Genomic DNA, 21,646 nt, shown 5'->3' on the forward strand with positions numbered 1-21,646 from the left:
TATGCTTGGGGCGCTGCTCTTCCTGGTCCTACCAACCGATGACAGCCCCGCCCCTGGCGTCGAAACGTCGCTGACCCGCGTCTCCATGCGGATCAGCGGCGACGGCGTCGGCCGCAGCGTCCGCGCGGACCGCGTGACCAGGCGCACGGCCGGCGACGGCGTCAGAAAGCGGGTTGACACATGATCAAATACACACAAGGCGAGCGCCGGCGCGTCGAGGCCATCCTGACGGCGGAAACGGGGACGCTGACGATCCTGTCCGCGACGATCGCGCTCACGGATGAAGCCGGCGCCGACGTCATCCCAGCGGGAACCGCCTGCACTGGTTACGACGCGGATCCGGCGGCGGAAGTCAGCGCTTGGCACCTGGTGGACATGACCTCGCTCGACGCCGGCCACTACAGCGGCGCGATTACTATCTCGACGCTGGACCAGGACGACCGCGATAGCGAGTACGTCGTTAACCTCTGTCTTCTGATTGAAGAGCCCGGCTGCTGCTGAATCCTCCGGCGCTGCTCATCAGACGATACGACCGCCGTCCCTGCCAGGGCGGCTCTTTTTTCGGGAGAACTATGAAGACAAAGAAACCTCACGCATCGCCGGTCCCTGGCCTCCACTACGTCATGATCTGCGCCAGTGTCGGCCTCATCGTCCTGTCCATGCTGCTGTATATGGTTGCCTCTCCTGGAAAGGAACAGACCATCGCCGGCGTGATGACGCTGATGCTCGGATTTTTGACCGGCAAGCTCTCGAACCAGTTTGGGAGGCCGCTCAACGCAGCTGCGACGGTAAACGCCGTTCCGGATGAAGACGACGAGACGAACGTCATGGAGAAACAATAAGATGATGACGGGAAAAACAATCATGATGAGCGCGGCGGAAAAAGCCGCCCGGCTTCAGGCGGTCATCGCCAAAGCGACGGCGTATATCGGGACCAAGGAAGATCCGATCGGATCGAACCGGGGGCGCGACGTCGACCGGTTCCTGCTCGCGGCGAACTGCGCGCCGGGGAACAGCTGGTGCATGGCGTTCGTGGTGGCGATGTTCGCCTGGTGTAACTACACCGACGTCAACGGTGTGAAGATCCTGATCCCCACGGCGTCCTGTCAGGCGCAGGCAAACCACGCCCGGGGGTTGGGCCTGCTGGTCTCCGCTGACGACGCACGGACCGCGCTCCAGCCTGGCTGGGTCATGCTGGTCTGGGAGGGCGGGGGATATCACCACGCCGGCATTGTGACGGCGTACAATCCGTTCCTCGGCACGTTTGAGACGATCGAGGGAAACACGAATACCACCGGCGGACGCGAGGGAACCTGCGTCGCTCGCCAGCGCCGGCGGATCCGTGATCTGAATGAAGGCCGCGCGAAATACGCGTTCATCCGGACCGCGTAAGGCGCCCGAAAAATTGTACTGAAAGTTAACCGCGCTCGATAGTCACGTATTCCGCGCGGAATAAAAGCCCCTTCTCCCAAATCTGGGAGAAGGGGCTTTTTCATTGCCGCTTCGCCTTCAGAGCATCCATGGGGCTAAACGCCCGATGCTGACGCTCGATATCCGCATTTGCGAACTTGACATACTTCTGCGTCATCTCCATGTCCTCATGACCGAGGATCTGCTGCAAGGCGAAGGCGTCACCGCCGGCGAGCAGGAACCTCAGCGCGAACGTATGGCGGCATGTGTGGGCGCTGACGCGAACGGTGGTGATCTGCGCCGCCCGCCCGAGACGCTTCAGCAGCTGGTCGACGCCGTTGCGCGTCAGAGCCATCCCCGAAGATTTCCCCCGATCGGAGGCAAACACCGGAAGCGTCGGCTCGCCGAGGGTATGCTGCGCCTCTTCCTTGAGATAGGCGATCAGCTTGCGCTTTGTGTCGCGGCCGAAGCGCACCGTCCGGCGCTTGCCTCCCTTGCCGTTTCGAATCACGCAGGCGAAGGACGCGGTATCGACGTCGCGCAGCTCAAGGTCCACGAGCTCGGAGACGCGCATCCCCGTGTCCAGGAGCATCGAGAGCATGGCTTCGTTGCGCTTGGGGTGGGAGGACGCCTTCGCGGCCGCCAGTAGCGCGCGAATCTGCTCTTCCGAGAACGGCTCAATCTGATCGGCGCGGTCCTCTGGGATAGGGATCGCGGACTTGCGCCCCCATTCCGACGCGCGCTCCATCGGGCTCTTGTCGAGTAGGTCTTCGTCGACGCACCACCGGAAGAACGTTCGCAGGTGGTTATGATACGTCTGAACCGTCGCGGGCCTGGGCGCGCGGAACGTGTTGAGCGCCTTGCCGCCGCCCCAGCGTCCGCCCTGGGCGGAGTGGCCACTGTGGAAATGGACGAAGAACGCCTTCAGCTCACAGAGGCCTACCTGCGCGTATTTCGACCGCTCGGCAAACCAGATCAGCTTATCGAGGAACAGGCGCCGATTGGACAGCGTCGCCTGGGAATGATGGCGCAGTTCGCAGTCCAGCAGCCAGGACGATTGATATTTTTTGAGATCAGAAATCGACAGGGAATCGCGCAAAATCGGGGCGACGGGAGCCGCCAAATTGCGCGAAGGAAGTACTCTTTTTTTCAATTTGCCCTCGTTTTTGGGGTAAACGAGGGCGAAGGGACACGGAAGGAAGCAATGTTTTTTAGAGTAAATCGCCAAATTTACTCTTCAAATGGTGGCCTCGGCGCGATTCGAACGCGCGGCCCCTTCCTTCGGAGGGAAGTACTCTAATCCGCTGAGCTACGAAGCCATTTCGAAGAGTCTGCCATTTGCGGAAAATCTTGTCAAGGGGCGGATTAGAACCGCAGGCACGGGAAATCGATGAGGCGCAGTTCGATGGTTTGTTGGGTGTCGTCGTAGATGCAGTAGCGGGGGTGATGGATTTGGTCGCGGCTGTAGCCGATGGCGGGGACGGTGATCAGGTAGCGGTCGGTGGGGTCGAGAGGGAAGGGGATGTTGTAGTGGATGGGGTGTGAGGTGGTGGCGCCGAACTCGGTAGAGCGTTCGCCGTAGATGGCGGGGAGATGGGCGTGGCCGACGAAGATGCGGCGGGCGGGTGTTTCGTCGAAGGTGTTCCAGGCTTCGTAAGGATCGGCGATCTTGTTTTGCTTCGGGCGCGGGGAGATGTGGGTGTAGAGAGCATCGCCTTCGGTGATGGTTTCGGGCAGGGAGTTGAGGAAGGCGCGGACGTCGGGGGTGAGGTCCAGGTCGTTGTATTGGTCGTGGTTGCCGAAGACGGTGGGGATTTGGCGGTCACGGATGAGGCGGACGACGGCGTCGTTGCCGGGGCCGCCGTCCACCATATCGCCGAGGCAGAGCGTGCGGTCGCAGGCGCAGGTTTCGATGTCGGCCATCGCGGCGAGGAGGCCGTCGTAATGGCCGTGAATGTCGGTGATGATGGCGGTGCGCATGTGTGTTATGCGCCCCGCCGGGCGGTGACGATCTCCTGAGCGGCGGCCCATTGGCCGATGTCCTGGCGGCCGATGGCGGCGGCCATCAGGGCGGGGAACTGGTCGGGGGTGCAGGCGAAGGCGGGGACGCCGAGGCTGGCGAGGACTTCGGCGTTGTGATGGTCGTAGCTGGGCGCGCCGTCGTCGCTCAGGGCAAGCAGGGCGATAAATTGGACGCCCGCGCCGACGAGATTAGCGACGCGCCTCAGCATCTGCTGGCGGTCGCCGCCTTCGTAGAGGTCGCTGATCAGGACGAAGACCGTTTCTTGAGGACGGCGTACGAGCTCCTGGCAATACGCCAGGGCGCGATTGATATCGGTGCCGCCGCCGAGCTGCGCGCCGAAGAGCAGTTCGACGGGATCGTGCAGCTCTTCGGTGAGGTCCACCACGCTGGTGTCGAAGACGATCATGTGGGTGTCCACGGCCGGCAGGGAGGCGAGCACGGCGCCAAAGACGCTGGCGTACACAACGGAAGTCGCCATCGAGCCGCTCTGGTCGATGCACAAGACGATGTCGCGCAGGGCGGCGCGCTTGCGGCCGTAGCCGATGCGCGTTTCGGGAATGATCGTTTTGTATTCGGGCTGGTAGTGACGAAGGTTGGCGCGGATGGTCCGGTTCCAGTCGATCTCGTTATGGCGCGGGCGCGTGTTGCGCACGGCTTTGTTGAGACTGCCCTGGATGGCCTGACGGGTGGGATTGGCAAGACGCTTTTGCAGATCTTCCACGACCTGGCGCACGACTTGCCGGGCGGTGTCGCGAGTACGGCTGGGAATCACATTCTTTAGAGCGATCAGGGTGGCGACCAGATGGACGTCGGGATCGACCGCCGCAAGCATTTCCGGCTCCAGCAGCATTTGCTTGAGATTGAGCCGTTCTAACGCGTCCTGCTGCATCACACGCACGACGGAGGACGGGAAGTAATTTCGGATATCGCCCAGCCAGCGCGCCACATTCGGAGCGCTGCCCTCCGACCCGCCGCGCCGCTCGCCCTTCGCCGAAAAACCGCCCGGCGCCGTCGGATCGTACAGCGCGCTCAGCGCGCGGTCGATGGCGGCGTCCCGGTCGCTGAGCGAACACCCAACGCCGTCCGCCTCGTCTCCGCCCAGCAGCAAACGCCAGCGCCGCCGGCGCTCCTCAACCTCAGTTGTGAGTGTCTCCATGACGTATTGTGGACCGTACGAGCGTTCGTGTCAATCCTCATTTCTCTCGCCTTAATAATTATTTTCCATTCAGCGAATCAAATCCCCGCCATTCCCGTTATTCACAGTGGAGGCGTGGAAATTGGACGACGAAGCAGCGATGAAACGTGTGGTGGCGGGCGATGCGGCGGCGTTCGAGCAGATCGTCAAGGCGCATCAGCTGCGGCTCGGGCGGGCGGCGTACGCCATTCTTGGCGACCGATGCGCCGCCCAGGACGCCGTGCAGGAAACGTTTCTTCGCATCTGGCGCAGCCGCGCCGGATATCGAAGGCAATCGAGCCTTTCCGTTTATCTGCAAAAGATCCTGCGCAACGTCTGCATTGACTCATTGCGAGAACGAAGAAGTCGTCCGACGGTTCCTCTGGACAGCGAATCGGCGGGAGATCTGACAATCGATTCCGTCGCTGAGACGTGTGAACTGCGGGAGGCCATGGTCAGGGGACTGGCCCAACTGCCGGAGGAGCAGCGATCCATTGTCGTGCTGAGCGAATATGAAGGCTTTACGTATCGGGAGATCGCGGAGATCGTCGGCTGTCCTTATGGGACCGTGGCGTCGCGCAAATACGCGGCGATGGAATCGCTGCGGAAGTCTCTGCGGCCCTGGATGAATGGAGAAGAATGATGGATTGTGACGCGATACGGCCGAATTTGATGGCGATGCTGGATGGGGAATTGACCCAGCCCGAGCGTCAGGTGTGTGAAGCACATCTGGAAACCTGCCGGGAATGCTCCCAAATTGCCACGGAGTATCGGGCGATCCAAGCCGCGCCGCCGCCGCCCGAAGAGTTTGATGTATGGCCGGACGTTCAGGCCCAAATCGCCCCCGACATACAAACGCAGTCGCTGCTCGCCGAGATGCGTCTGATGCGCGAGGAAATGCGCGCGCTTTCTCAGGAAGTGACGCAGCTGCGGCAGGCGCTCAAACAAGCCGCGCCGTCTCCAGGCCGAAGCACGGCGCTGGATCTGCCCTACATTCGAAAATCAACGCACTCGCCGTTTCAACTTGTTTAATAGGAGAAGAAGACGATGGAACTCGCCGATCTGCTTTCGGAATTTGTGGGGCGTCAAGCCTCGGACCTGCACCTCGCCGCCGGACAGCCGCCCACGCTGCGGACCTGGGGGGCGCTTGCGCCGATCTTTGTCGGAGGCGGCGACGTTCCTCCGACGCTGGCGTCGGAGGATGTGGACCGACTGTTCGCCGAGTATCTGAGCGATGACGAATTGACGGCGTTTCGCGGCGGCCGCGATGTGAATAAGAGCATCGAATGGGAAGGCAATCTGTTCCGATGCTGCTTTTTTCAGGACCGCGCCGGCTCCGCCGCCGAACTGCGTCTAATCCCCACGAAGATACCCACGCTGACCGAACTGTTCGGCGACGGCGCGGGGTTATTCCGGGACCTCACCGCGCAAAAACGGGGGCTTATTCTCACGGTGGGGCCGACCGGGAGCGGCAAATCCACCACGGTCGCCGCGATGATCGATGAGATCAACCGGGAACGGTGTGAACGCATTATCACAATCGAAGACACGGTCGAGTTCGTTCACAGAAGCAAAATGAGTATGGTGAGCCAGCGCGAAGTCGGCTCCAGTGTGGAAAGCGTCGAGCAGGGGGCGCTGTCGGTGCTGCGCGCCGACCCGGATGTCGTCTTGATCGGCGAACTGCGCACCCCGGAGGCGGTCCGGATCACGCTGGCGCTGGCCGAGACCGGACATCTTGTGTTTGCGACGATGCACGCCGTCAGCGTCTCCGAAGCGGTCCAGCGGTTGATCGAATCGTTCCCCGATGCGCAGGACACCATGCGCCGGATGCTGGCGCGCTCGGTCACGGCGGTCATTTCCCAGCGGCTTCTGCCGCGCGCCAATGGGCGCGGCCGCGTCCCGGTCGATGAGATTTTGCTCTCGAATAATCGCGTGCGCACCCTAATCAGTGATGGTGCGACGGATCTGACGCTGGCGATGGAAGCGGGGCGAGACCAGGGAATGCGCACGATGGATGACGCGATCCTGGAAGCATACAGTCGGGGCGATATCTCCTACGATACCGCATGGGGACGTATTGACGACCGGGAGCGATTGGGGCTGAAACCAGCGGAGGTTTAGAGCGCCGAACCGTCAGGGCGCTGTTTGTTACAGCGCCCGGACGGGAGAAGCTCGACCAGTCAGGCGCACGTGGAGATACGTGAGAACGCCTCGCCTTATTTGGTGGGAATGATTTCTGCTGTCCGCAGAGTGACGGGGCCAAGCAGGCCCGATTCCAGCAATTTGGAATCTTTTGTCCAGTAATGCCAGGTCGTGAACGTCAGACGGCCAGTCGGGCTGGGCTTGCCGTCCAGAAGCCATTGCGGCCAGGCCTTGAGCGCGCCGTTGCTCCACTCAGCGTCTGGAGGTAATTGCTCGTCACCGATCAGTCGGTTGGGCCAGAGGTTGGTGACTTTGACAATCAGGCGGTTCGTTCCTGGTTTCGCGGCATTGGTGATGTTCACGCGGAACGGCGGTTTCCATATTACCCCCAGGTCGTGTCCGTTCATGGAAACCTCGGCGAAGTTTTTCACTGCGCCGAGATCGAGCCAGAGTTCACGGCCCGCACTCAGGCGTTCGGCGGAAATCTCGATCTCCTTTTCGTAAGTGGCCGTACCAGAAAAATAGCGCACGCCGTTGTTTGTATGATCGGGCCAAGAAATGAGCTTATCCAGCGTGACCGAGGGCGGTGCGCCCCAGTTGGGCGGGAAACTCAAGCTCCAGGCGCCGGCAATTTCCTGAGGCTCCGGTAAATTGCTGGCGGATGCTTGCAGCGCCTGCCCGCTCGCCATGCGCAATTTGACCTGACCGTTTTGCCATGCTTTCACGATGGATGAACCATTTTCCGTAACGCTGGTTTCCCAATTCGGCGTCGCCATGGATTCCGAAGCGATTGTGCTGCTGGCTGCGATCACATGATCTGCGGGGGCTGACGCTCTGCGGAAAATGACGAATGTAGAGCCAGAAGGATCGAAGCTCAGCCGAACCTTGGTGCGGCCGTCTTGTTCGCTCCAGAGAGGCGCCGGTTCAATGACGCCGGTGTCGGGATGCCAGAGCTCGGGGATCTTCCCCGTCACGCGGAACGTGCATTCGACGGCGTCAAACTGCTGCCGCTGGTTCGAGACAAAGTAAACGTCCGTTTTATCGGCGACACGATGGAAGTATGTCAGCTTCGTGGCGGCTTCCGATCTCGCGAACTCGAAATCCTGTTTCAATTGCTGCGCCGCAAAAACGTCGGACAGAGACTTACCCCAAATGATGCGGCCCTTGCCATAGCTATTCTCGAATACGCTGGTTCCGTCGCATTTGCCCCAAAGTTCATCGGCAAGCTGCTTCACTTTCATATCGCAATTGGGAAAGTCCGCGAGGCTAGGCGAATGCAGCGGACGCGGGCCGACAACAGTCGCGCCGGCGCGCACCAATTTCTGGATACTCTGAAGCAATTGCGGCGTCATGTTGATATCGTTTGTCGGGAGCACCAATACGGCGTAGCTTGCGCCGCTCGCCAGCACAATGCGATGATTGACAACGCGGGCGCGGGTGAGCAGCACATCGGCGTTGATGTCGTCGTAATCGTAGCCTGCGGGAAGCGCTGGAGTTCCCGCGCGGGTCACGACGGGCGCGCTCTGGCCGCAGAAATAGGCGGCGTCCGCAGCCGGCGTACCCTGCTGGAGAAGAAACTGGCTGCGCGTGAGATGCTGCATCCACGCTTTGCTCATGTCGAACCAGGTATTGGAGCGTTCTAAGTTGATTCCATAGGGCCCCATGGTCATGCCGGGTTTTCTGTTGAGCCAGGGCTGATGCGCGAACTCATGGAAAACAATACGGTTAATTCCGTGGCAAAAGGCGAGATCGCCGACGGATTTCAGGGAATAGGGTGTGTCCAGCCACCTTCCATACTCGTCGCCGCCGGTGAAGCTTTCCGCCGCGACAATCGGCTGGCCGTAGATGTGGCCGATCGAGGAAGCCATCTTCACGGAATTATCAATCCCATTCCCGCCGGCCCAGAATTCGCCCATGGGAATATCGCTGGCGGCGCCGCATTGGAGGGACTCATAGGGACCGTTATAGGACTGGACCATGGATTTGAGACCGTGCTTGTGGCACAACTCGGTGAAGTGTTTGTAGTAGTTCTGGGCGAAGAGATCCGAAACGGTCCGGCGCACATCCCACAGGAAGCGCTCGGAGACCGCGGGGCTGTCGACAACGCGGCCGGTCATGACGGGCAAATAAGGCGTGGGGTCATACCCGCGCAGACGCTTGAAGTCTTCGATCATGCGCGGCGTCCAGTTTTGGTCGCGAACCTCCCAGCTGTCGATGAGGCAGTTGACAAGGACCTTGCCTGCGAGCGGCCCAAGGCGATCGATAATCGGCTGCATCATTCCGTTCCAAGAGGCGTCGATTCCCATGGGACTGAGCTTGTCGCATTCCGGTCCCGTGGCTTCGAGCGGGCCGGCCTTGTTCACAACGCCGTTTGGCATGTAGCCGACTCGTAAGATCGTCCAGCGGCCCTCGGGAACGCTCCACGTCAGTGAGCCGTCGGGCTTCATCGATGCGGTCAAATTTACGATCGAACCTTTATGCACGACGCGGCTGGGATCGGCGGCGACTTGTCCGTCCTTTTCGACCTCAAGCGGATCGAGTTCCGGGAAATCCTGAAAAGCCGCCTTAGTGTAGAAGTGGTTCGTCACCATCATTGCGTTCTCAGGAGCCTTGAACGCAAGAACGGCGACATCTCGGTAGGATTGATCGGTCGTGGGCGGCTGCGGGACGCCATAAAACGGGGCGTCACCAGCGGGGAACGCCGTCGGCTGCTTCAGCTTCCCCGAAAACTGCACGGGACCTTGCACGGTTTCTTCGCTGGTAGTCACCGCCTGCATCGCGTGCTCCGGCGTCACCCACGGACCGCCGCTGCTTGACCACCCCGCACAGTTGTTGATGCAGAGTGTCATTCCTAGGCGATCCGCTTCCTGAGCGGCGAACTCCACCATGTCTAAAAACTGAGGGCTCATCACGGGGACTTGACCCGCAGGCGTCAGGTTGAAACCGATGGTGATGATGTTTGCCTCGCTGATACCCACGCGGTGCATGGATTCGAGGTCGGCGGTGATGCCCACTTTGCTGATGTTCCCATTCATCCAATGCCACCACGTCTGCGGTTTGGCGGAATTCGGCGGGTTGAGAAACCCCGACCGCAGCGAATCGGCTGGCGCTGCGGTGGCGCTCATGGAGAGACTCAGCAGAGTCACTCCAAAGATCAACCGGGACATTTTCGTAATCGTGGCCTGGATAAAATTTCGGCGGTGATGGAGCATAATTGCCTTTTATTGTGACGCTGACGTGATGGCGAAATACGTCTGCCGATCGGGTTTCGATGTTTCGCTTGCGATCACATTCGATATGGATGCCGAAAAAACCTCTTCACATTGACGAAGTGACTAGTTTTGGATGGTTAATGGAGTTTCTGGATGTATTTTGGTCGAGTTTGTGAAGACGCCGCTTTCGGGGAGATCGTTTCTCCAGGTATGATGGGAGCCTTGACTGCAATCGGAGGAAACAGCGATGACGCTTCAGTTTACTGAATTGACGGCGATCGATGAGACGCCAGAGGGCTTCTTGGAGCGTGTCGGCCATGTGTTCGCTCGGTTCGACGAACGGACTCAGGACTCGGGCAATATTTCTTTCGGCGTTGAGATCGATGGCGTGCGATATTTTGTGAAGACGGCGGGACTTCTTGACAATCGGGATTGCTCAATTGCCCATGGACAACGGACGGCGCTCCTGTGGAACGCCAAGCAGTTATGGGAAGAGTGTCCCGATCCGGCGTTTCCACGGCTGGAGCACACCATCAGCGCCTCCCCTTGGGGACCGGTCTTGTTTTACGAATGGCTGGAAGGCGAGCTTCTCGGCGAGTCGCGAGAGCGCCGAAACGATCCTGACACGGCGTTTCAGCGGTTTCGCCGCCTCCCCTCCGAGGAAATCGAGCGGGCGCTGGAGACGATCTATCGCGCGCATGATCGTTTTGCTCGAATGGGATGGGTGGCAGTGGATTTCTACGACGGTTCCCTGCTCTATGATTTTAAGCTGCGCTAGCTTCGGATTGTCGATCTGGATATGTACCAGAAGGGCGCTTTCGTGAACGAGATGGGAGAGATGTTTGGCTCATCTCGCTTCATGGCGCCGGAAGAATCTGTTCTTGGTGCGACAATCGATCAGCGCACAACTGTATTCACGCTCGGTCGTACGGGCGTGGTCTTTTTGTCCGATGGAACGTTGGATCGCCCTGCGTGGCGTGGATCGGACTTGACATACGATGTCATTGTCCGGGCTTGCGCGGGCCAGCCTTCGGATCGATTTTCCACAGTCGCTGATTTTTATGAGGCTTGGGGCAAAGGACATACTCATGAAAAGGGCCGGCGGTGAATACCGCCGGCCCTTTTGGTTGATCCGTCCCATTCTTCGAACTTACGCGGTCGGCGGCGCCGGCCTCTCTTTCAGAAGCGGTGTGTCGGTTGGCGACAGGGCTGTGTGGCCATTGCCGTTGCTGTCCTTCGCCTTGCCGTTTCCATCGCCGCTGTGTCCGTTGGTCGGCGGAGCCGGCGGGGGCGTGGGCGATGTTTCGGTTGGCTTCCGCCGCCGTCGCCATCCGCCGCTGACGAAGTCCGAGAACCGGTCGAACAGCAGATAGGTGCATGGAATGACGATCAAGGTCAGGATCGTCGAGACGAACACACCGCCGACAACGACGATGGCGAGCGGCTGGCGGAAGCCCGCGCCGCGTCCCAGGGCCATGGCCGTGGGGAGCGAAGCGAAGATGATCGCCGAGCTCGTCATCAGAATTGGCCGCAGACGGGTGGGGGCCGCCGTCAGCAGCGCGTCGATGATTTTATATCCGCGTCCGCGCAGCGTATTCGTGTAGTCCACCATCAGAATAGCGTTTTTCGCCGCCAAACCGTTGAGCATGATGACGCCGATCGCGGCGATCAGCGATAGCGGCGTATGCGTTAGGAACAGGATCAGCAGCGCGCCGACCAGCGCCTGCGGCAGGGTCAGCATAACCGACAGCGGATATAGCACGTTATTGAACAGAGCCGCCATCAGCATATACGAAAGAACGACGCCCATTGCGATCGCCGTCAGCAGGTACGGACCTTCCTCGGCGAGTGACTGCGCTTCGCCGCCCCATACATAAGAAGTCGCGCCGAACTTGCCGGTGGCGAAGAGCTTCTTGATGCCCGGATCGACTTTCTGCTGGACATTACCGATCTGCGTGCCTGACGCCAGGAACGCGGTCACGGAGATTTCTCGCAGGCGGTTAAGACGGTCGACACGGGTCGGGCCAACGCCGTAGGTCAGGTTCGCGACATCCGAAAGCTTGACGGTTGTCCCATTCTGCGTACCCACGGGGATCTGACCGACATCGTAAACGTTGTTGCGGTCAAGGTCCGAAAGCTGGACGCGGATATTGTACTGTTCGTTGTCCGCCGGGTCTCGGTATTTCGCTCGGATATCGCCCTGAATGGTCGCGGAAACGGCGTTGGAGACATCTTCCAGCGCCAGCCCGTAGTTGGCCGCCCGGACGCGGTCGAGGCGGATCTGTACTTCCGGCTGACTGGCCTTGTAGGAAGAGTCGACGTTGTAGACGCCTTTTCCTTTCGCCACTTCCGCTTCGACGGCTGCGGTGGCCGCCAGAAGCTGGTTGGTGTCCGCGCCGGTAATGCGGATGTTCAGCGGCGCGCCGCCGCCGCCGAAGCCGTTGACTTCATTGGCCTGAATATTGGCGCCGGGGATATCCCGGGTCAGTTCGCGGATGTGCGCCGCCACGGCGGAGTCTTCCACATCGCGCAGCGGCTCGGGATGGTGCGCGAACGGCAGCTTGTCCAGCGGCGCCGCCTTATCGAACAGCGATACCTGCATATTGCCGTACTGGGTGCCCGTGTTGCCGCTTCCCGTCGAGTTGGACTGGCCGACGGAGGTCAGGATATATTTGATCTTGCCCTTCATCCAGTCGTCGGCCTTGATGCGGCGCTCGACTTCATCCGTAATACGCTTGGTGTAAGCGAGGGATGCGCCCGCCGGAGCTTCGACCGAGACGGCGACCAAGCTCTGGTCCTGGCCCGGGGCGAACCGGAAGCCAAGCTTCGGCGCCACGAGCATCAGAACGGCGACCAGCGCCGCCGTGCCGATCCCCACGACGATCCAGGGATGCCGCAGACAAACGCGCAGGAACCGCTGGTAGCGATGTTCGACTTTCTTGTAGCCTCGGTTGAACCACCCTTTGAAGCCGCCCTGTCCGCTGCCGTCGGATTCCAGCGCCTCGCCCTTCTTGAACCAGCGCGAGGCCAGCATCGGGGTCAGCGTGAACGAAACGAGCAGCGAAAGCAGAACAGAGATCGAGATCGCGGCGCCGAAGGACCGGAAGAATTCGCCAATGACGCCGCCCATGAAGGAGATCGGCACGAAGACAACGAGGTCGACAGATGTGAGGGTCAGCGCGGCGAGACCGATTTCGGATCTGCCTCGGATCGCCGCCGTCACCGGGTCTTCGCCCATACTCAGATGGCGGACGATGTTTTCCAGCACGACGATGGAGTCGTCCACCAGAACGCCGATTGCGAGCGAAAGTCCCAGCAGGGTCATGGAGTTGAGCGTAAAGCCCATCGCCGAGATCGGAAGGAACGTCGCGATGACGCACGTAGGGATCGCAAGCGCCACAATCGCCGTTGCGCGGATATTGTGCAGGAACAGATAGACGATCAGGATCGCCAGGAAGGCGCCGAGGGTGAGGGAGACGACGACGTCGTTGAGGTTTTCGTTGACCTGCTTGGAGGTATCGACCGTCGTGACGAACTCGATATCGCTCGGGATGATCTTTTGAACTTCCTTCAGCTGCTGCTTGATGCCGCTGACGGCTTTCAGCGTGTTGCCGTCACTGGTCTTTTGGATCGCCAGCAGAACCGTATCGCTGCCGTCGACGGTGCTTTCCTGGGTCCGCTCCGCCGTGGTGTCCGAGATCGTCGCGATGTCGGATAGGCGAACGACGCGCGTGGTGGCGCTTCCGTTGGCGTCGCCGCTCGTTCCCGCCGCTGCGGTCCCGGCCTGCGCCGGGAAACTCAGCTGCAAATTCTTAATCTCGGGGACGCTCGCGAACTGGCCTAGGAACCGGATTGAGTAGTACTGATTGCCCTTCTGAATGTAACCCGCCGCAACGTTGGCGTTGGCGGCTTGAATTGCGTTTGCGAGCTGCGAAACGGTCACGCCGTACGCGGCGAGACGATCGCGCTGAACGCCGATACGGATCTCACGCACGTCGCCGCCGAACACGCTGATCGACGCGACATCCGGCGCCTGCTGAAGACGCTCGACAATGACGTTGTCCGCAAGAACACGCAGATCGCGCGAAGAATGCGGGCCGCGCATCGCCAGATACATGATCGGCTGGGCGCTGGTGTCTCGCTTTTGAATGACGGGACTGTCCGCCTCGGTCGGCAGAACTTTGCGAACCGCATCGATCTTTTGCCGCAAGTCCGCTGCGGTCGCGTCCAGATCCGTTCCAATGTAAAGCTGGCACGTAATCGTCGAAATGCCCTGCTGCGACGTGGAAGTGACTTCGCGCAGGCCGCTGACCCCCGAGATGGAGTCTTCGATCGGCTTGGTAATCAGCGTCTCCATCTCCTGCGGGCTGGTGCCCGCATAAGTGGTCGAGACGGTAATGACGCCAAAATCGACTTTCGGATTAAGCTCCGCGGGAAGCTTGAAATAGCTGAGAAGGCCCAAGCCGACCAGGGCGATAATCAGCATCAATATTGCGATAGGGCGATGAATCGCCAGTCGGGTAACACCCATAATTGTTCTCCGTCAAGGCTGTCAATCAAGACCCATGGGTATGAAACCCACGTCTGGGAGTCGCTTCGCGACTAACCGTCCGTGCCGGACGGACAGGTCTTTGTGATCGATAACCGGCATTTGCGTCCGGCACGGACGCTTAGCCGAAGGCTCCCAGGCCCGGGTTTCATAACCGGGCTGCTCAATTGAGACGCCAATCCTACCGCTGAGAAATCTTCGCGCCGTTTCCTTCGGCCTTGTCCAAAACCGCCAGCTTATCGCCGGCCTTGAGGTTCTGCTGGCCCACCGTGACGATCTTTTCGCCCGCTTTCACGCCGTCGGTGATTTCCGCGCGATCCGGGGTGATGATCCCGACAGTGACCTTGCGGATCACGGCCGTGCTTCCCGGTCCGAGGACGACGACATGCTGTGAGGGCGTCAGCGAACTGGTGGTGACGGAGGCGTCGCTGCTGGCGGCCACGGCGCTGCCGGAGTCCGCGACAAGTGACGTGGTCGGCACAATCGGCACGTTGCGGGCGACATGAGTGACGACCTGGCCACGCGCGAACATCCCGGGACGCAGGGTGTTGTCCGGATTGGGGACGTTGACGCGCAGGCTAAAGCCGCGCTGTCCGGCGCTGGCGGCGGGATAGACCGCCGAAACCTTGCCCGAGAATGTTTTGCCGGGATAAGCATCGACCGTCACGTTTACCGGGGTTCCGACGTGCGTGTCGCTGAAGTCCGTTTCGGAGATCGTCGGCTGGTAGTAAACCGTTTTGACGTTCACGATCCGCATCAGGCCCGTTCCGGGAGCGGCGATCTGACCTGGCTCAGTGGAGCGGGAGGCTACAATGCCGTCGATCGGCGCGTAGATCGATGCATTCTGAAGCTGCACTTGATTGAACGTGAGCGTCGCCTTTGCCTGGGCCACGCCGGCCTGCGCCGCGATGATGTCGTCGCGCTTGACGGACACAAGCTGCTGGTTGGCGATCGCATTGTTCACGTTGTTCTGCTGCTGGCGCACTTGCTGCAGCGCAGCCGCAATGTCTTCCTGCCGGCTGCCTTCCTGAACCAGTTTCAAGGAAGCGACAGCGTTCTCATACTGCGCCTTATTGACCTCGTATGTTGTCTGTGCGGTGTCCAGATCGGCTCTCGCAATGGCGCCCTGCGAGAAAAGACTTTTGTTGCGGTTCAGCGTGGTCAGCGCATTGTTCATGTTCGCCTTGGCGAGCGTGACTGAACTCTGAGACTGAAGTACTTCCTGGGGGCGGGAACCGCGCAGGGTCTTAAGATAAGTCTGCTGCTGGGCGGCAAGCTGCGCACGCGCTTGAAGCACGTTTTGCTTGGCCTGCGTCACCTGAATGGTGTAATTGGTCTGCGCCTGCGATACTTTCGACTGCGCCGACTGCACATTCGCCACTTGCTGCCGGACATTTGCTTCCAAATCCGTCGTATCCTGACGGACCATCAGCTGGCCTTTGCGCACAAAATCGCCTTCGCGGGCATAGACGGCATCGACGCGGCCATTGGCCTTCGCCGAGAGCGTGACGTCCTGCAGGGAAGCCAGGCTGCCCGTGACCGCCACGGTCTGCGAGATCGTTCCGTACTGCACGGTGGCGGCCTCAACCGGGATCGCGCCGTTTTCGCCGCCGATCCCGCCTTTTTTTGCGCTCTCATCCGCCGCGGGCTTCTTGCCGCAGCCCGCCACTCCCATGGCTCCGGCGGCGAGAAGGCATGCGATCACCCCCGCTTGGATTCTTATTCTTCGCATGTTCGGGCTTCCTGTCGCTCGCATGGTGCTGTGTATCCTCTCGTTGATCGTCCGTGCGTTTATCGTCCGCCGATGGCGCGAATTAGCTGCGCCCGGGATGTCTGATAGTCGTAAAATGCGCCCACCTGGTCGTTTTCCGCCGTCACTAATTGCGCCTGGGCGTTGGTGACTTCGATGAATGCGCTAATGCCGTTCTGGTAGCGGACGTTCGCCAGACGCACCGCTTCCCGGGCCTGCGTGACGCCCTGGGTGGCGGATGCGACGCGAGATTTTGCGTTCTCGATATTCAGAATGGCCTGCCGTACTTCGATCGCCACATTTTGCTGAAGCTGCGCCTTCGTGATCTTCTGTGTGTCCAAATCGATCTCGGCGGAGCGCACCTTGGATTTTGTGGTGCCGCCGTCGTAGAGTGGGAATCCCAGGTTCGCGGCGAGGCTGTACGTATCACGCTTGCTGCCCGGCGCGGGCGTTCCGGCGTAACCGGCGCTTCCCGTCAGGCTCAGTGAGGGTTTCATGGTGGCGCCCGCCAATTTGATGAGCTTTTCGGCGATTGTGATATTGTTGTCCGCCTGAATCATCTCGGGACGCTTCACGTAAGCCGTCGCCGTGCTTTCCGGAATGCTGAACGTTTCCGTCGGCGCGGGCAGGCTCGCCGTATCGACTGTGGTCGCCGCATCCGCAGGAGTACCCAGCGCGGCGTTCAAGTTCGCCTGATCGATGTTGACCTGGTTCTGCGCCTTGTAAAGCGCCTGCTGGGCGCTGGACAGTGTAGTCTGCGCTGTCAGGACATCGTACTGCGCCACCGTTCCCGCGCCGAATTTTGCCTGCGCGATCCGGACGTTCTCCGTATTGGCGGTCACCTGCTCCTGCTGCACGCGCACGCTTTCCTGGTCGCGGAGCAGGGTGAAGAAGGCGTTCTTGACCGACAGCGCGACTTCGTTGCTCACACGGTCGAGATCAACTTGATAGAAGTCTCGTGTCCGCTTCAGCACGTCCTCGGCGGCGGGGACCAACCGAAAGATATCAATGCCCTGCGTGACGGTCAGTCGCGCGCCGTAAGTATTGTAATTGCCCTGGCTGCCGCCGCCGGAAGCGTTGCTGCCCGTTCCCGTTCCAGTATCCGCATGCGACACGGCGCCTGAGGATTTCGTTTCGTCCGAAAGCTTCTGCAGCAGGTTCGACGATGCTCCGCCGGTTCCCGTCCCGGTGGAGGTTCCGCCGGCACCCGTTCCTGTCCCGCCGCCACTCGTTCCTCCGCCGCTTACCCCGGTGTTGACCGTACCGCCGCCTGTAGTGGATGGGCTTGTCGCGGATGGGCTGGTGGTGGTCGAAGACCCGCCGGCGCCGGTCCCGGTGGAGTTTCCGCCTCCTCCTCCGCCCACAAATGTCTGCACCGTGCCGCCGCCCTGGTCGGTAATGGTCGGGATAACGCCGCCGCCGGGCAGGGTGACGCCCGAACTCGAGCCGCCGGTGACACCGCTGCCGTAGCCGCGTGTGCTGGAAAGGGTGTCGCCCACGTCAATTCGCACGTTGGGATAAGCCTGCGCCGTCGCCTGTGTAATCTGCTCCGCCGCCTTCTTCACACGCTCTCTCGCCAGGAGCACCGACGAATTGTTCGACAGCGCCAGCGCGACCGCTGCGTCCAGCGTCAGCGGCTTGACGCCGTTTGCCGGCGCCGTCCCAGTTTCGGGAAGCGGCGCAGCGGCGGGAGTGGGCGGCGTCACCGCCGGAGCGGCGGGCGCCGTCACGTTGGGCGTGGCTTGGTCCGCCGCCTGCGAGAAGGCTGGCCCTCCTCCCGCCGCGAGCGAGCTGAGAACGATGGATAGGACGGGGGCGATACGCCGTCCGCTGCGGATCATGGTTGGACGAGTCAAGGGGCCTTCTCCTCTAGGGGGCTTTCATGCGATTCTTTTTCGATGTTCTGGAGCCCCTCCAAAAACATCGTCATAAACTCTCGGATATCGTCGATTTTGCAGAGCACCAGACCTTTATCGTCCGGAGTGCCCATAATCAATAATTTATCGCCAGTTTCAATCTGAAATCTTTTGCGCGCATCGGCCGGTATAACAATCTGGCCGCGCTCGCCGACCGTGGCGGAGCCGTAAAAGTGCTCTTCGAATCGGTGCGCTTTCCTTCTCTTTTCATCGCTCATAATACAAAATTTCATCCTTGGACGCTAAAATCATACAAATCACACACTTCTGAATAGTATTATGATCAAACGATGACACTCTGTCAATGGATATGAAAAATAAATCTTCGCGCCATCGAAGCTGCTAGCAAGCTTACATAAAATCCAGAGAGGCGCCACTTCCTCGCTCCCTAAATTATTTTCGCATTCCGCCGATCCAGTCGCGTACAAGCTTCGCAATCGTCTGAAAATCCGGCTTGTCCAAACGGTAGACGGCTTGAATGATCAGGCCTCGGATCATCGCCGTCAAAATGGACGCCGTTCCCGCCGCATCCGTGCTTGGCGGAATGCTTCCATCCGCATGGCCGGCGGCGATCAAGGCGCTCAAATGCGCCCGCCATCCGGCTTCCATTTCCAGCAGCGTCTCATGGATCGAGGCGTCGCGGTGGGCGCGGCTGGTGATCTCGTTAAGAACGACGCACATCCCCGCATGATCCCGTACTCTGTTCTCAAGATTGGCGATCACCGCCTGCAGCTGATCCGCCGCGCTCATTTGCGTATTGTGGACAATGGGCGCGTTGTCGGAAATGAACTCCTGCACGATATGCTCGATGACGCCTCGAATGAGGTCTTCCTTATCCGGGAAATAGTAGTGCAGCGTCGCAATATTCACGCCGGCGGCGGCGGCCACGTCACGCACGCGCAGCCCCTCAAATCCCTTTTCCTCAATCAAGCGGTATGCAGCGCTCACCAGCTCACGGCGGCGCTTGTCGCCGCGCGATTCCTGAGACGCCGCCTTTAAGCACGAGCATTCATCCAGCATTTCCGACTCCAATCAAGCAATTGATTGACTATATCTTTTTTGCCGGCTGCTTGTCAAGCAGTTGATTGGAAATTCAAGAGTTTCGTCTCCATACGGAAGCTGACACACACTATGTCGCCATGAAATGAATAATTTATGAAAATAATGCCCGGAAATTTTTGGCGTTTTCATGGTCGAAATGTTTTCAATACGAGTAAAATACGGAACTAAGCGTCTTGACCTTGGGTTATGAGTGTGAATGGGAGCATCAAAGACGTGTTTCGTCATCTTCGTGAAGACATCCAAACAATTCGGCTGAAGGATCCGGCGGCGACGTCGCTGGCCGAGGTTCTGACTTACGCCGGTTTCTGGGCGATTTTTTATCACCGGATTTCGCACCGGCTCTACAAAAAGGGCTGGCGGTTTCCGGCGCGCGCCATTTCGCAATGGAGCCGCTTTCTGACCAATATCGAGATCCATCCGGGCGCGACGATCGGCAAACGCTTCTTTATCGACCATGGTGCGGGCGTCGTGATTGGTGAAACGGCGGTGGTCGGCGACGATGTGCTGATGTACCATCAGGTCACACTCGGCGGAACGTCGCTGGAGAAGACCAAGCGCCACCCCACCATCGGCAACAACGTCCTGCTTGGGATGGGCGCCAAGGTTCTGGGGAACATCACCGTGGGCGACGGAGCGCGTATCGGCGCCAACGCCGTGGTGACGCGCGACGTGCCGCCGGAGACCAGCGTCGTCGGCGTTCCTGGTCGTATTCTGATCCAGGATGGAATGCATATCTCGGAGCGATCCACCGCGCAAGTCATGGATCAGGCGCTCGGCAACGCGGACCCGATGGGCGAGATCATTCGCCGCGCCCTGCACGAGATCGAAGATTTGAAGTGCCGGATCGAGACGGCCGAGGAAGACCTGCACCCGGAGCGAATCCTCACACGTCTGCAAAACAGCGTTCGTGAGAAGAGCCTCGCCGACGAGTTCGAAGAAATGCTGAACGCCGACACGATCATTCCCACCCACCGCGAAAACGTGGCTGGGGAGGGGATTTAAGGGGAGAGGAATATATTGCGCAAGCCGCGTCCTCTGCCGCCGGGCGGCGTAATTGGCGTTGTCAGCCCCGCGAGCCCTTCGGACGCCGAGGGACTCGAAAAGGGGATGGCTGTGCTGGAAGCGTATGGCTTTCTGCCAAGGCTTATGCCGCACGCCTTAGACCGTCATGGACACGTGGCTGGAATTGATGAAGCCAGGGCCGCCGATTTCATGGCCGCCTACGCTGACCCTGAGATTGATGTCGTCTGGTGTGCACGGGGCGGCTCCGCCTCCCTGCGCCTCTGGCCGCATCTTGACTGGTTCGCTCTCGCCGCGCTGCCCCCCAAGCTTGTCGTTGGCTATTCGGATATCACATCTCTACAAATCCCATTGACCCAGCGCGCTCACGTTCCTGCGATCCACGGACAGATGGTGTTTGAGCTTGCGCTGCGCACCCCGGAGCCGCTGCTGCGATGGCTGCTCGCCTTACTGCAATCCCCTGAGCCCGCCGGTCTCGTTCCCGGCCCAAGAGCCGAAACGCTCGTTCCGGGCGTCGCCGAGGGAGCGCTGTGCGGCGGCTGCCTGTCTCTGGTGCGCGCCACGCTCGGCACGCCGTATCAGATCGATGCAGCAGGCAAATTGCTATTGATAGAAGATATTGGGGAAAAGCCCTGGGGGATCGAGCGCGATTTAGTGCATCTGCGCGAAGCAGGCATTTTAGAAACCGCCGCAGGGTTTATTGTCGGCGAAGCGACGGACACGGATGACTCGGAAACCCTCTCGATGCGCCAAATCTGGGGAGACATTTTAGAGCCTTTCGGCAAGCCGACTGTGATGGGCTTTCCGTTTGGACACGTCGCCGAAAACTACGCACTGCCGATCGGCTGCCGCGCCCGGCTCGATGCGGGGGCGGGAAGTTTGACCCTTGTAGAAGCGCCCGTCGAAGTTGGGTAAAATTGGATCTTATCGGCGCCGGAACTTATGCTCGTATCCTTGCGCTGATTTGAGTAACAACCTCGTGCGGCGATAACGCCGCGCGTATTCCCAGCAAAGGACACCGCTTCATGAAATTCGCCAAAATTTCCGCGCTCGTCGCCCTGATCGCCACCGTCGGCGTTTCCGCATTCGCCCAAAAGCCCACCCCGCCGCCAGTCACGACCACCCATGTATCGTCCAGCTCTGTGAAGAGCTACAATCGCAAGCTGAAGAACGGCAAAGTCATCGCGGTCAAGGGGTACACTCGTAAGACCAAGGTTGTCACCGCTGCCCCGAAGACCGTCACGGTGAAGGGATACACGCGCAAAACCAAGGGCGGCAAAACCGTCACGGTCAAGGGCTATACGCGCAAAGTCAGCGACAAGAAGCCCGCCGCGCCGAAGATGTAAAAGTTAGGCCCTCACCCCCCGGCCCCCTCTCCCAATTCTGGG

General features: G+C 60.2%; 20 protein-coding genes and 1 tRNA gene. 11 read left to right on the forward strand and 10 right to left on the reverse strand.

Translation table 11 applies throughout. The annotated features are described in order from the left end of the window. Window position 1: 1 nt before the first annotated feature. The 4 genes from ABIZ35_RS21360 to ABIZ35_RS21375 all read left to right on the forward strand — a co-directional run bounded on the left by ABIZ35_RS21360 (window position 2) and on the right by ABIZ35_RS21375 (window position 1,392). The gene (locus ABIZ35_RS21360; RefSeq protein WP_348221955.1) at window positions 2-184 is read left to right on the forward strand and encodes a hypothetical protein; all 183 of its coding nucleotides are present in this window, start codon (window positions 2-4) and stop codon (window positions 182-184) included. Further along, window positions 181-501, forward strand: a complete 321-nt coding sequence (locus ABIZ35_RS21365; RefSeq protein WP_348221956.1) for a hypothetical protein — start codon at window positions 181-183, stop codon at window positions 499-501. The genes ABIZ35_RS21360 and ABIZ35_RS21365 overlap by 4 nt, the downstream gene beginning before the upstream one ends. A gap of 71 nt (window positions 502-572) precedes the next feature. Continuing rightward, a complete protein-coding gene (locus ABIZ35_RS21370; protein ID WP_348221957.1) occupies window positions 573-842 on the forward strand; it encodes a hypothetical protein in 270 nt (89 codons plus the stop codon). A 1-nt stretch (window position 843) separates the two neighbouring features. Further along, window positions 844-1,392, forward strand: coding sequence for a CHAP domain-containing protein (locus ABIZ35_RS21375; RefSeq protein ID WP_348221958.1), 549 nt, complete (start codon window positions 844-846; stop codon window positions 1,390-1,392). A gap of 100 nt (window positions 1,393-1,492) precedes the next feature. Here ABIZ35_RS21375 and ABIZ35_RS21380 read toward each other — a convergent pair whose 3' ends face one another. From ABIZ35_RS21380 to ABIZ35_RS21395, 4 genes are all read right to left on the reverse strand, one after another. Next, window positions 1,493-2,563, reverse strand: a complete 1,071-nt coding sequence (locus ABIZ35_RS21380; protein WP_348221959.1) for a site-specific integrase — start codon at window positions 2,561-2,563, stop codon at window positions 1,493-1,495. A gap of 89 nt (window positions 2,564-2,652) precedes the next feature. After that, window positions 2,653-2,729, reverse strand: a tRNA-Arg gene (locus ABIZ35_RS21385). Between the two features lie 46 nt (window positions 2,730-2,775). After that, a complete protein-coding gene (locus ABIZ35_RS21390; protein ID WP_348221960.1) occupies window positions 2,776-3,390 on the reverse strand; it encodes a metallophosphoesterase in 615 nt (204 codons plus the stop codon). 5 nt (window positions 3,391-3,395) lie between these two features. Continuing rightward, on the reverse strand, window positions 3,396-4,589 hold the full coding sequence (locus tag ABIZ35_RS21395; protein ID WP_348221961.1) for a VWA domain-containing protein: 1,194 nt from the start codon (window positions 4,587-4,589) through the stop codon (window positions 3,396-3,398). A gap of 121 nt (window positions 4,590-4,710) precedes the next feature. Here ABIZ35_RS21395 and ABIZ35_RS21400 point away from each other — a divergent pair, with 121 nt between their 5' ends. From ABIZ35_RS21400 to ABIZ35_RS21410, 3 genes are read left to right on the forward strand one after another with little or no spacing between them, the layout of a single operon-like run. Next, entirely contained in the window at window positions 4,711-5,250 is a 540-nt protein-coding gene (locus tag ABIZ35_RS21400) for a sigma-70 family RNA polymerase sigma factor (RefSeq protein ID WP_348221962.1), read from the forward strand. After that, window positions 5,247-5,639 carry a zf-HC2 domain-containing protein gene (locus tag ABIZ35_RS21405; protein ID WP_348221963.1) on the forward strand — a complete coding sequence of 131 codons (393 nt, stop codon included), beginning with the start codon at window positions 5,247-5,249 and terminating at the stop codon, window positions 5,637-5,639. Before ABIZ35_RS21400 ends, ABIZ35_RS21405 begins: the two co-directional genes overlap by 4 nt. Before the next feature lie 15 nt (window positions 5,640-5,654). Further along, the gene (locus tag ABIZ35_RS21410) at window positions 5,655-6,728 is read left to right on the forward strand and encodes a PilT/PilU family type 4a pilus ATPase (RefSeq protein WP_348221964.1); all 1,074 of its coding nucleotides are present in this window, start codon (window positions 5,655-5,657) and stop codon (window positions 6,726-6,728) included. Window positions 6,729-6,823: 95 nt separating this feature from the next. Here ABIZ35_RS21410 and ABIZ35_RS21415 read toward each other — a convergent pair whose 3' ends face one another. Next, entirely contained in the window at window positions 6,824-9,916 is a 3,093-nt protein-coding gene (locus tag ABIZ35_RS21415) for a glycosyl hydrolase (RefSeq protein WP_348221965.1), read from the reverse strand. 292 nt (window positions 9,917-10,208) lie between these two features. On the opposite strand from ABIZ35_RS21415, the gene ABIZ35_RS21420 reads away from it, so the two are divergent. Beyond that, window positions 10,209-10,739: a hypothetical protein gene (locus ABIZ35_RS21420; RefSeq protein ID WP_348221966.1), complete on the forward strand. Its 531-nt coding sequence runs from the start codon at window positions 10,209-10,211 to the stop codon at window positions 10,737-10,739. 372 nt (window positions 10,740-11,111) lie between these two features. Here ABIZ35_RS21420 and ABIZ35_RS21425 read toward each other — a convergent pair whose 3' ends face one another. The 5 genes from ABIZ35_RS21425 to ABIZ35_RS21445 all read right to left on the reverse strand — a co-directional run bounded on the left by ABIZ35_RS21425 (window position 11,112) and on the right by ABIZ35_RS21445 (window position 19,196). Further along, on the reverse strand, window positions 11,112-14,492 hold the full coding sequence (locus tag ABIZ35_RS21425; protein WP_348221967.1) for an efflux RND transporter permease subunit: 3,381 nt from the start codon (window positions 14,490-14,492) through the stop codon (window positions 11,112-11,114). 199 nt (window positions 14,493-14,691) lie between these two features. Continuing rightward, entirely contained in the window at window positions 14,692-16,242 is a 1,551-nt protein-coding gene (locus ABIZ35_RS21430) for an efflux RND transporter periplasmic adaptor subunit (protein ID WP_348221968.1), read from the reverse strand. A gap of 59 nt (window positions 16,243-16,301) precedes the next feature. Next, the gene (locus ABIZ35_RS21435) at window positions 16,302-18,116 is read right to left on the reverse strand and encodes a TolC family protein (protein ID WP_348221969.1); all 1,815 of its coding nucleotides are present in this window, start codon (window positions 18,114-18,116) and stop codon (window positions 16,302-16,304) included. Further along, entirely contained in the window at window positions 18,113-18,394 is a 282-nt protein-coding gene (locus tag ABIZ35_RS21440) for an AbrB/MazE/SpoVT family DNA-binding domain-containing protein (RefSeq protein WP_348221970.1), read from the reverse strand. Before ABIZ35_RS21440 ends, ABIZ35_RS21435 begins: the two co-directional genes overlap by 4 nt. A 175-nt stretch (window positions 18,395-18,569) precedes the next feature. Next, window positions 18,570-19,196 carry a TetR/AcrR family transcriptional regulator gene (locus tag ABIZ35_RS21445; RefSeq protein ID WP_348221971.1) on the reverse strand — a complete coding sequence of 209 codons (627 nt, stop codon included), beginning with the start codon at window positions 19,194-19,196 and terminating at the stop codon, window positions 18,570-18,572. Between the two features lie 255 nt (window positions 19,197-19,451). Between ABIZ35_RS21445 and cysE the strand changes: the two genes are divergently transcribed. The 3 genes from cysE to ABIZ35_RS21460 all read left to right on the forward strand — a co-directional run bounded on the left by cysE (window position 19,452) and on the right by ABIZ35_RS21460 (window position 21,604). Then, window positions 19,452-20,240 (forward strand): serine O-acetyltransferase, encoded by a 789-nt coding sequence (gene cysE, locus ABIZ35_RS21450; protein ID WP_348221972.1) that lies wholly within the window; start codon window positions 19,452-19,454, stop codon window positions 20,238-20,240. A 15-nt stretch (window positions 20,241-20,255) separates the two neighbouring features. After that, window positions 20,256-21,173: an LD-carboxypeptidase gene (locus ABIZ35_RS21455; protein WP_348221973.1), complete on the forward strand. Its 918-nt coding sequence runs from the start codon at window positions 20,256-20,258 to the stop codon at window positions 21,171-21,173. 110 nt (window positions 21,174-21,283) lie between these two features. Then, window positions 21,284-21,604, forward strand: coding sequence for a hypothetical protein (locus ABIZ35_RS21460; protein ID WP_348221974.1), 321 nt, complete (start codon window positions 21,284-21,286; stop codon window positions 21,602-21,604). The last annotated feature ends 42 nt before the right edge of the window (window positions 21,605-21,646 follow it).

This window comes from Capsulimonas sp., assembly GCF_039929585.1.
Lineage (GTDB): Bacteria > Armatimonadota > Armatimonadia > Armatimonadales > Capsulimonadaceae > Capsulimonas.

Excerpts from the sequence above, each read along its gene's own strand:
- ABIZ35_RS21360 (WP_348221955.1), top strand. The coding sequence starts at position 2 with ATGCTTGGGGCGCTGCTCTTCCTGGTCCTACCAACCGATGACAGCCCC.
- ABIZ35_RS21365 (WP_348221956.1), top strand. The coding sequence starts at position 181 with ATGATCAAATACACACAAGGCGAGCGCCGGCGCGTCGAGGCCATCCTG.
- ABIZ35_RS21370 (WP_348221957.1), top strand. The coding sequence starts at position 573 with ATGAAGACAAAGAAACCTCACGCATCGCCGGTCCCTGGCCTCCACTAC.
- ABIZ35_RS21375 (WP_348221958.1), top strand. The coding sequence starts at position 844 with ATGATGACGGGAAAAACAATCATGATGAGCGCGGCGGAAAAAGCCGCC.
- ABIZ35_RS21390 (WP_348221960.1), bottom strand. The coding sequence starts at position 3,390 with ATGCGCACCGCCATCATCACCGACATTCACGGCCATTACGACGGCCTC.
- ABIZ35_RS21395 (WP_348221961.1), bottom strand. The coding sequence starts at position 4,589 with ATGGAGACACTCACAACTGAGGTTGAGGAGCGCCGGCGGCGCTGGCGT.
- ABIZ35_RS21405 (WP_348221963.1), top strand. The coding sequence starts at position 5,247 with ATGATGGATTGTGACGCGATACGGCCGAATTTGATGGCGATGCTGGAT.
- ABIZ35_RS21410 (WP_348221964.1), top strand. The coding sequence starts at position 5,655 with ATGGAACTCGCCGATCTGCTTTCGGAATTTGTGGGGCGTCAAGCCTCG.
- ABIZ35_RS21415 (WP_348221965.1), bottom strand. The coding sequence starts at position 9,916 with ATGTCCCGGTTGATCTTTGGAGTGACTCTGCTGAGTCTCTCCATGAGC.
- ABIZ35_RS21420 (WP_348221966.1), top strand. The coding sequence starts at position 10,209 with ATGACGCTTCAGTTTACTGAATTGACGGCGATCGATGAGACGCCAGAG.
- ABIZ35_RS21425 (WP_348221967.1), bottom strand. The coding sequence starts at position 14,492 with ATGGGTGTTACCCGACTGGCGATTCATCGCCCTATCGCAATATTGATG.
- ABIZ35_RS21430 (WP_348221968.1), bottom strand. The coding sequence starts at position 16,242 with ATGCGAAGAATAAGAATCCAAGCGGGGGTGATCGCATGCCTTCTCGCC.
- ABIZ35_RS21440 (WP_348221970.1), bottom strand. The coding sequence starts at position 18,394 with ATGAGCGATGAAAAGAGAAGGAAAGCGCACCGATTCGAAGAGCACTTT.
- ABIZ35_RS21445 (WP_348221971.1), bottom strand. The coding sequence starts at position 19,196 with ATGCTGGATGAATGCTCGTGCTTAAAGGCGGCGTCTCAGGAATCGCGC.
- ABIZ35_RS21460 (WP_348221974.1), top strand. The coding sequence starts at position 21,284 with ATGAAATTCGCCAAAATTTCCGCGCTCGTCGCCCTGATCGCCACCGTC.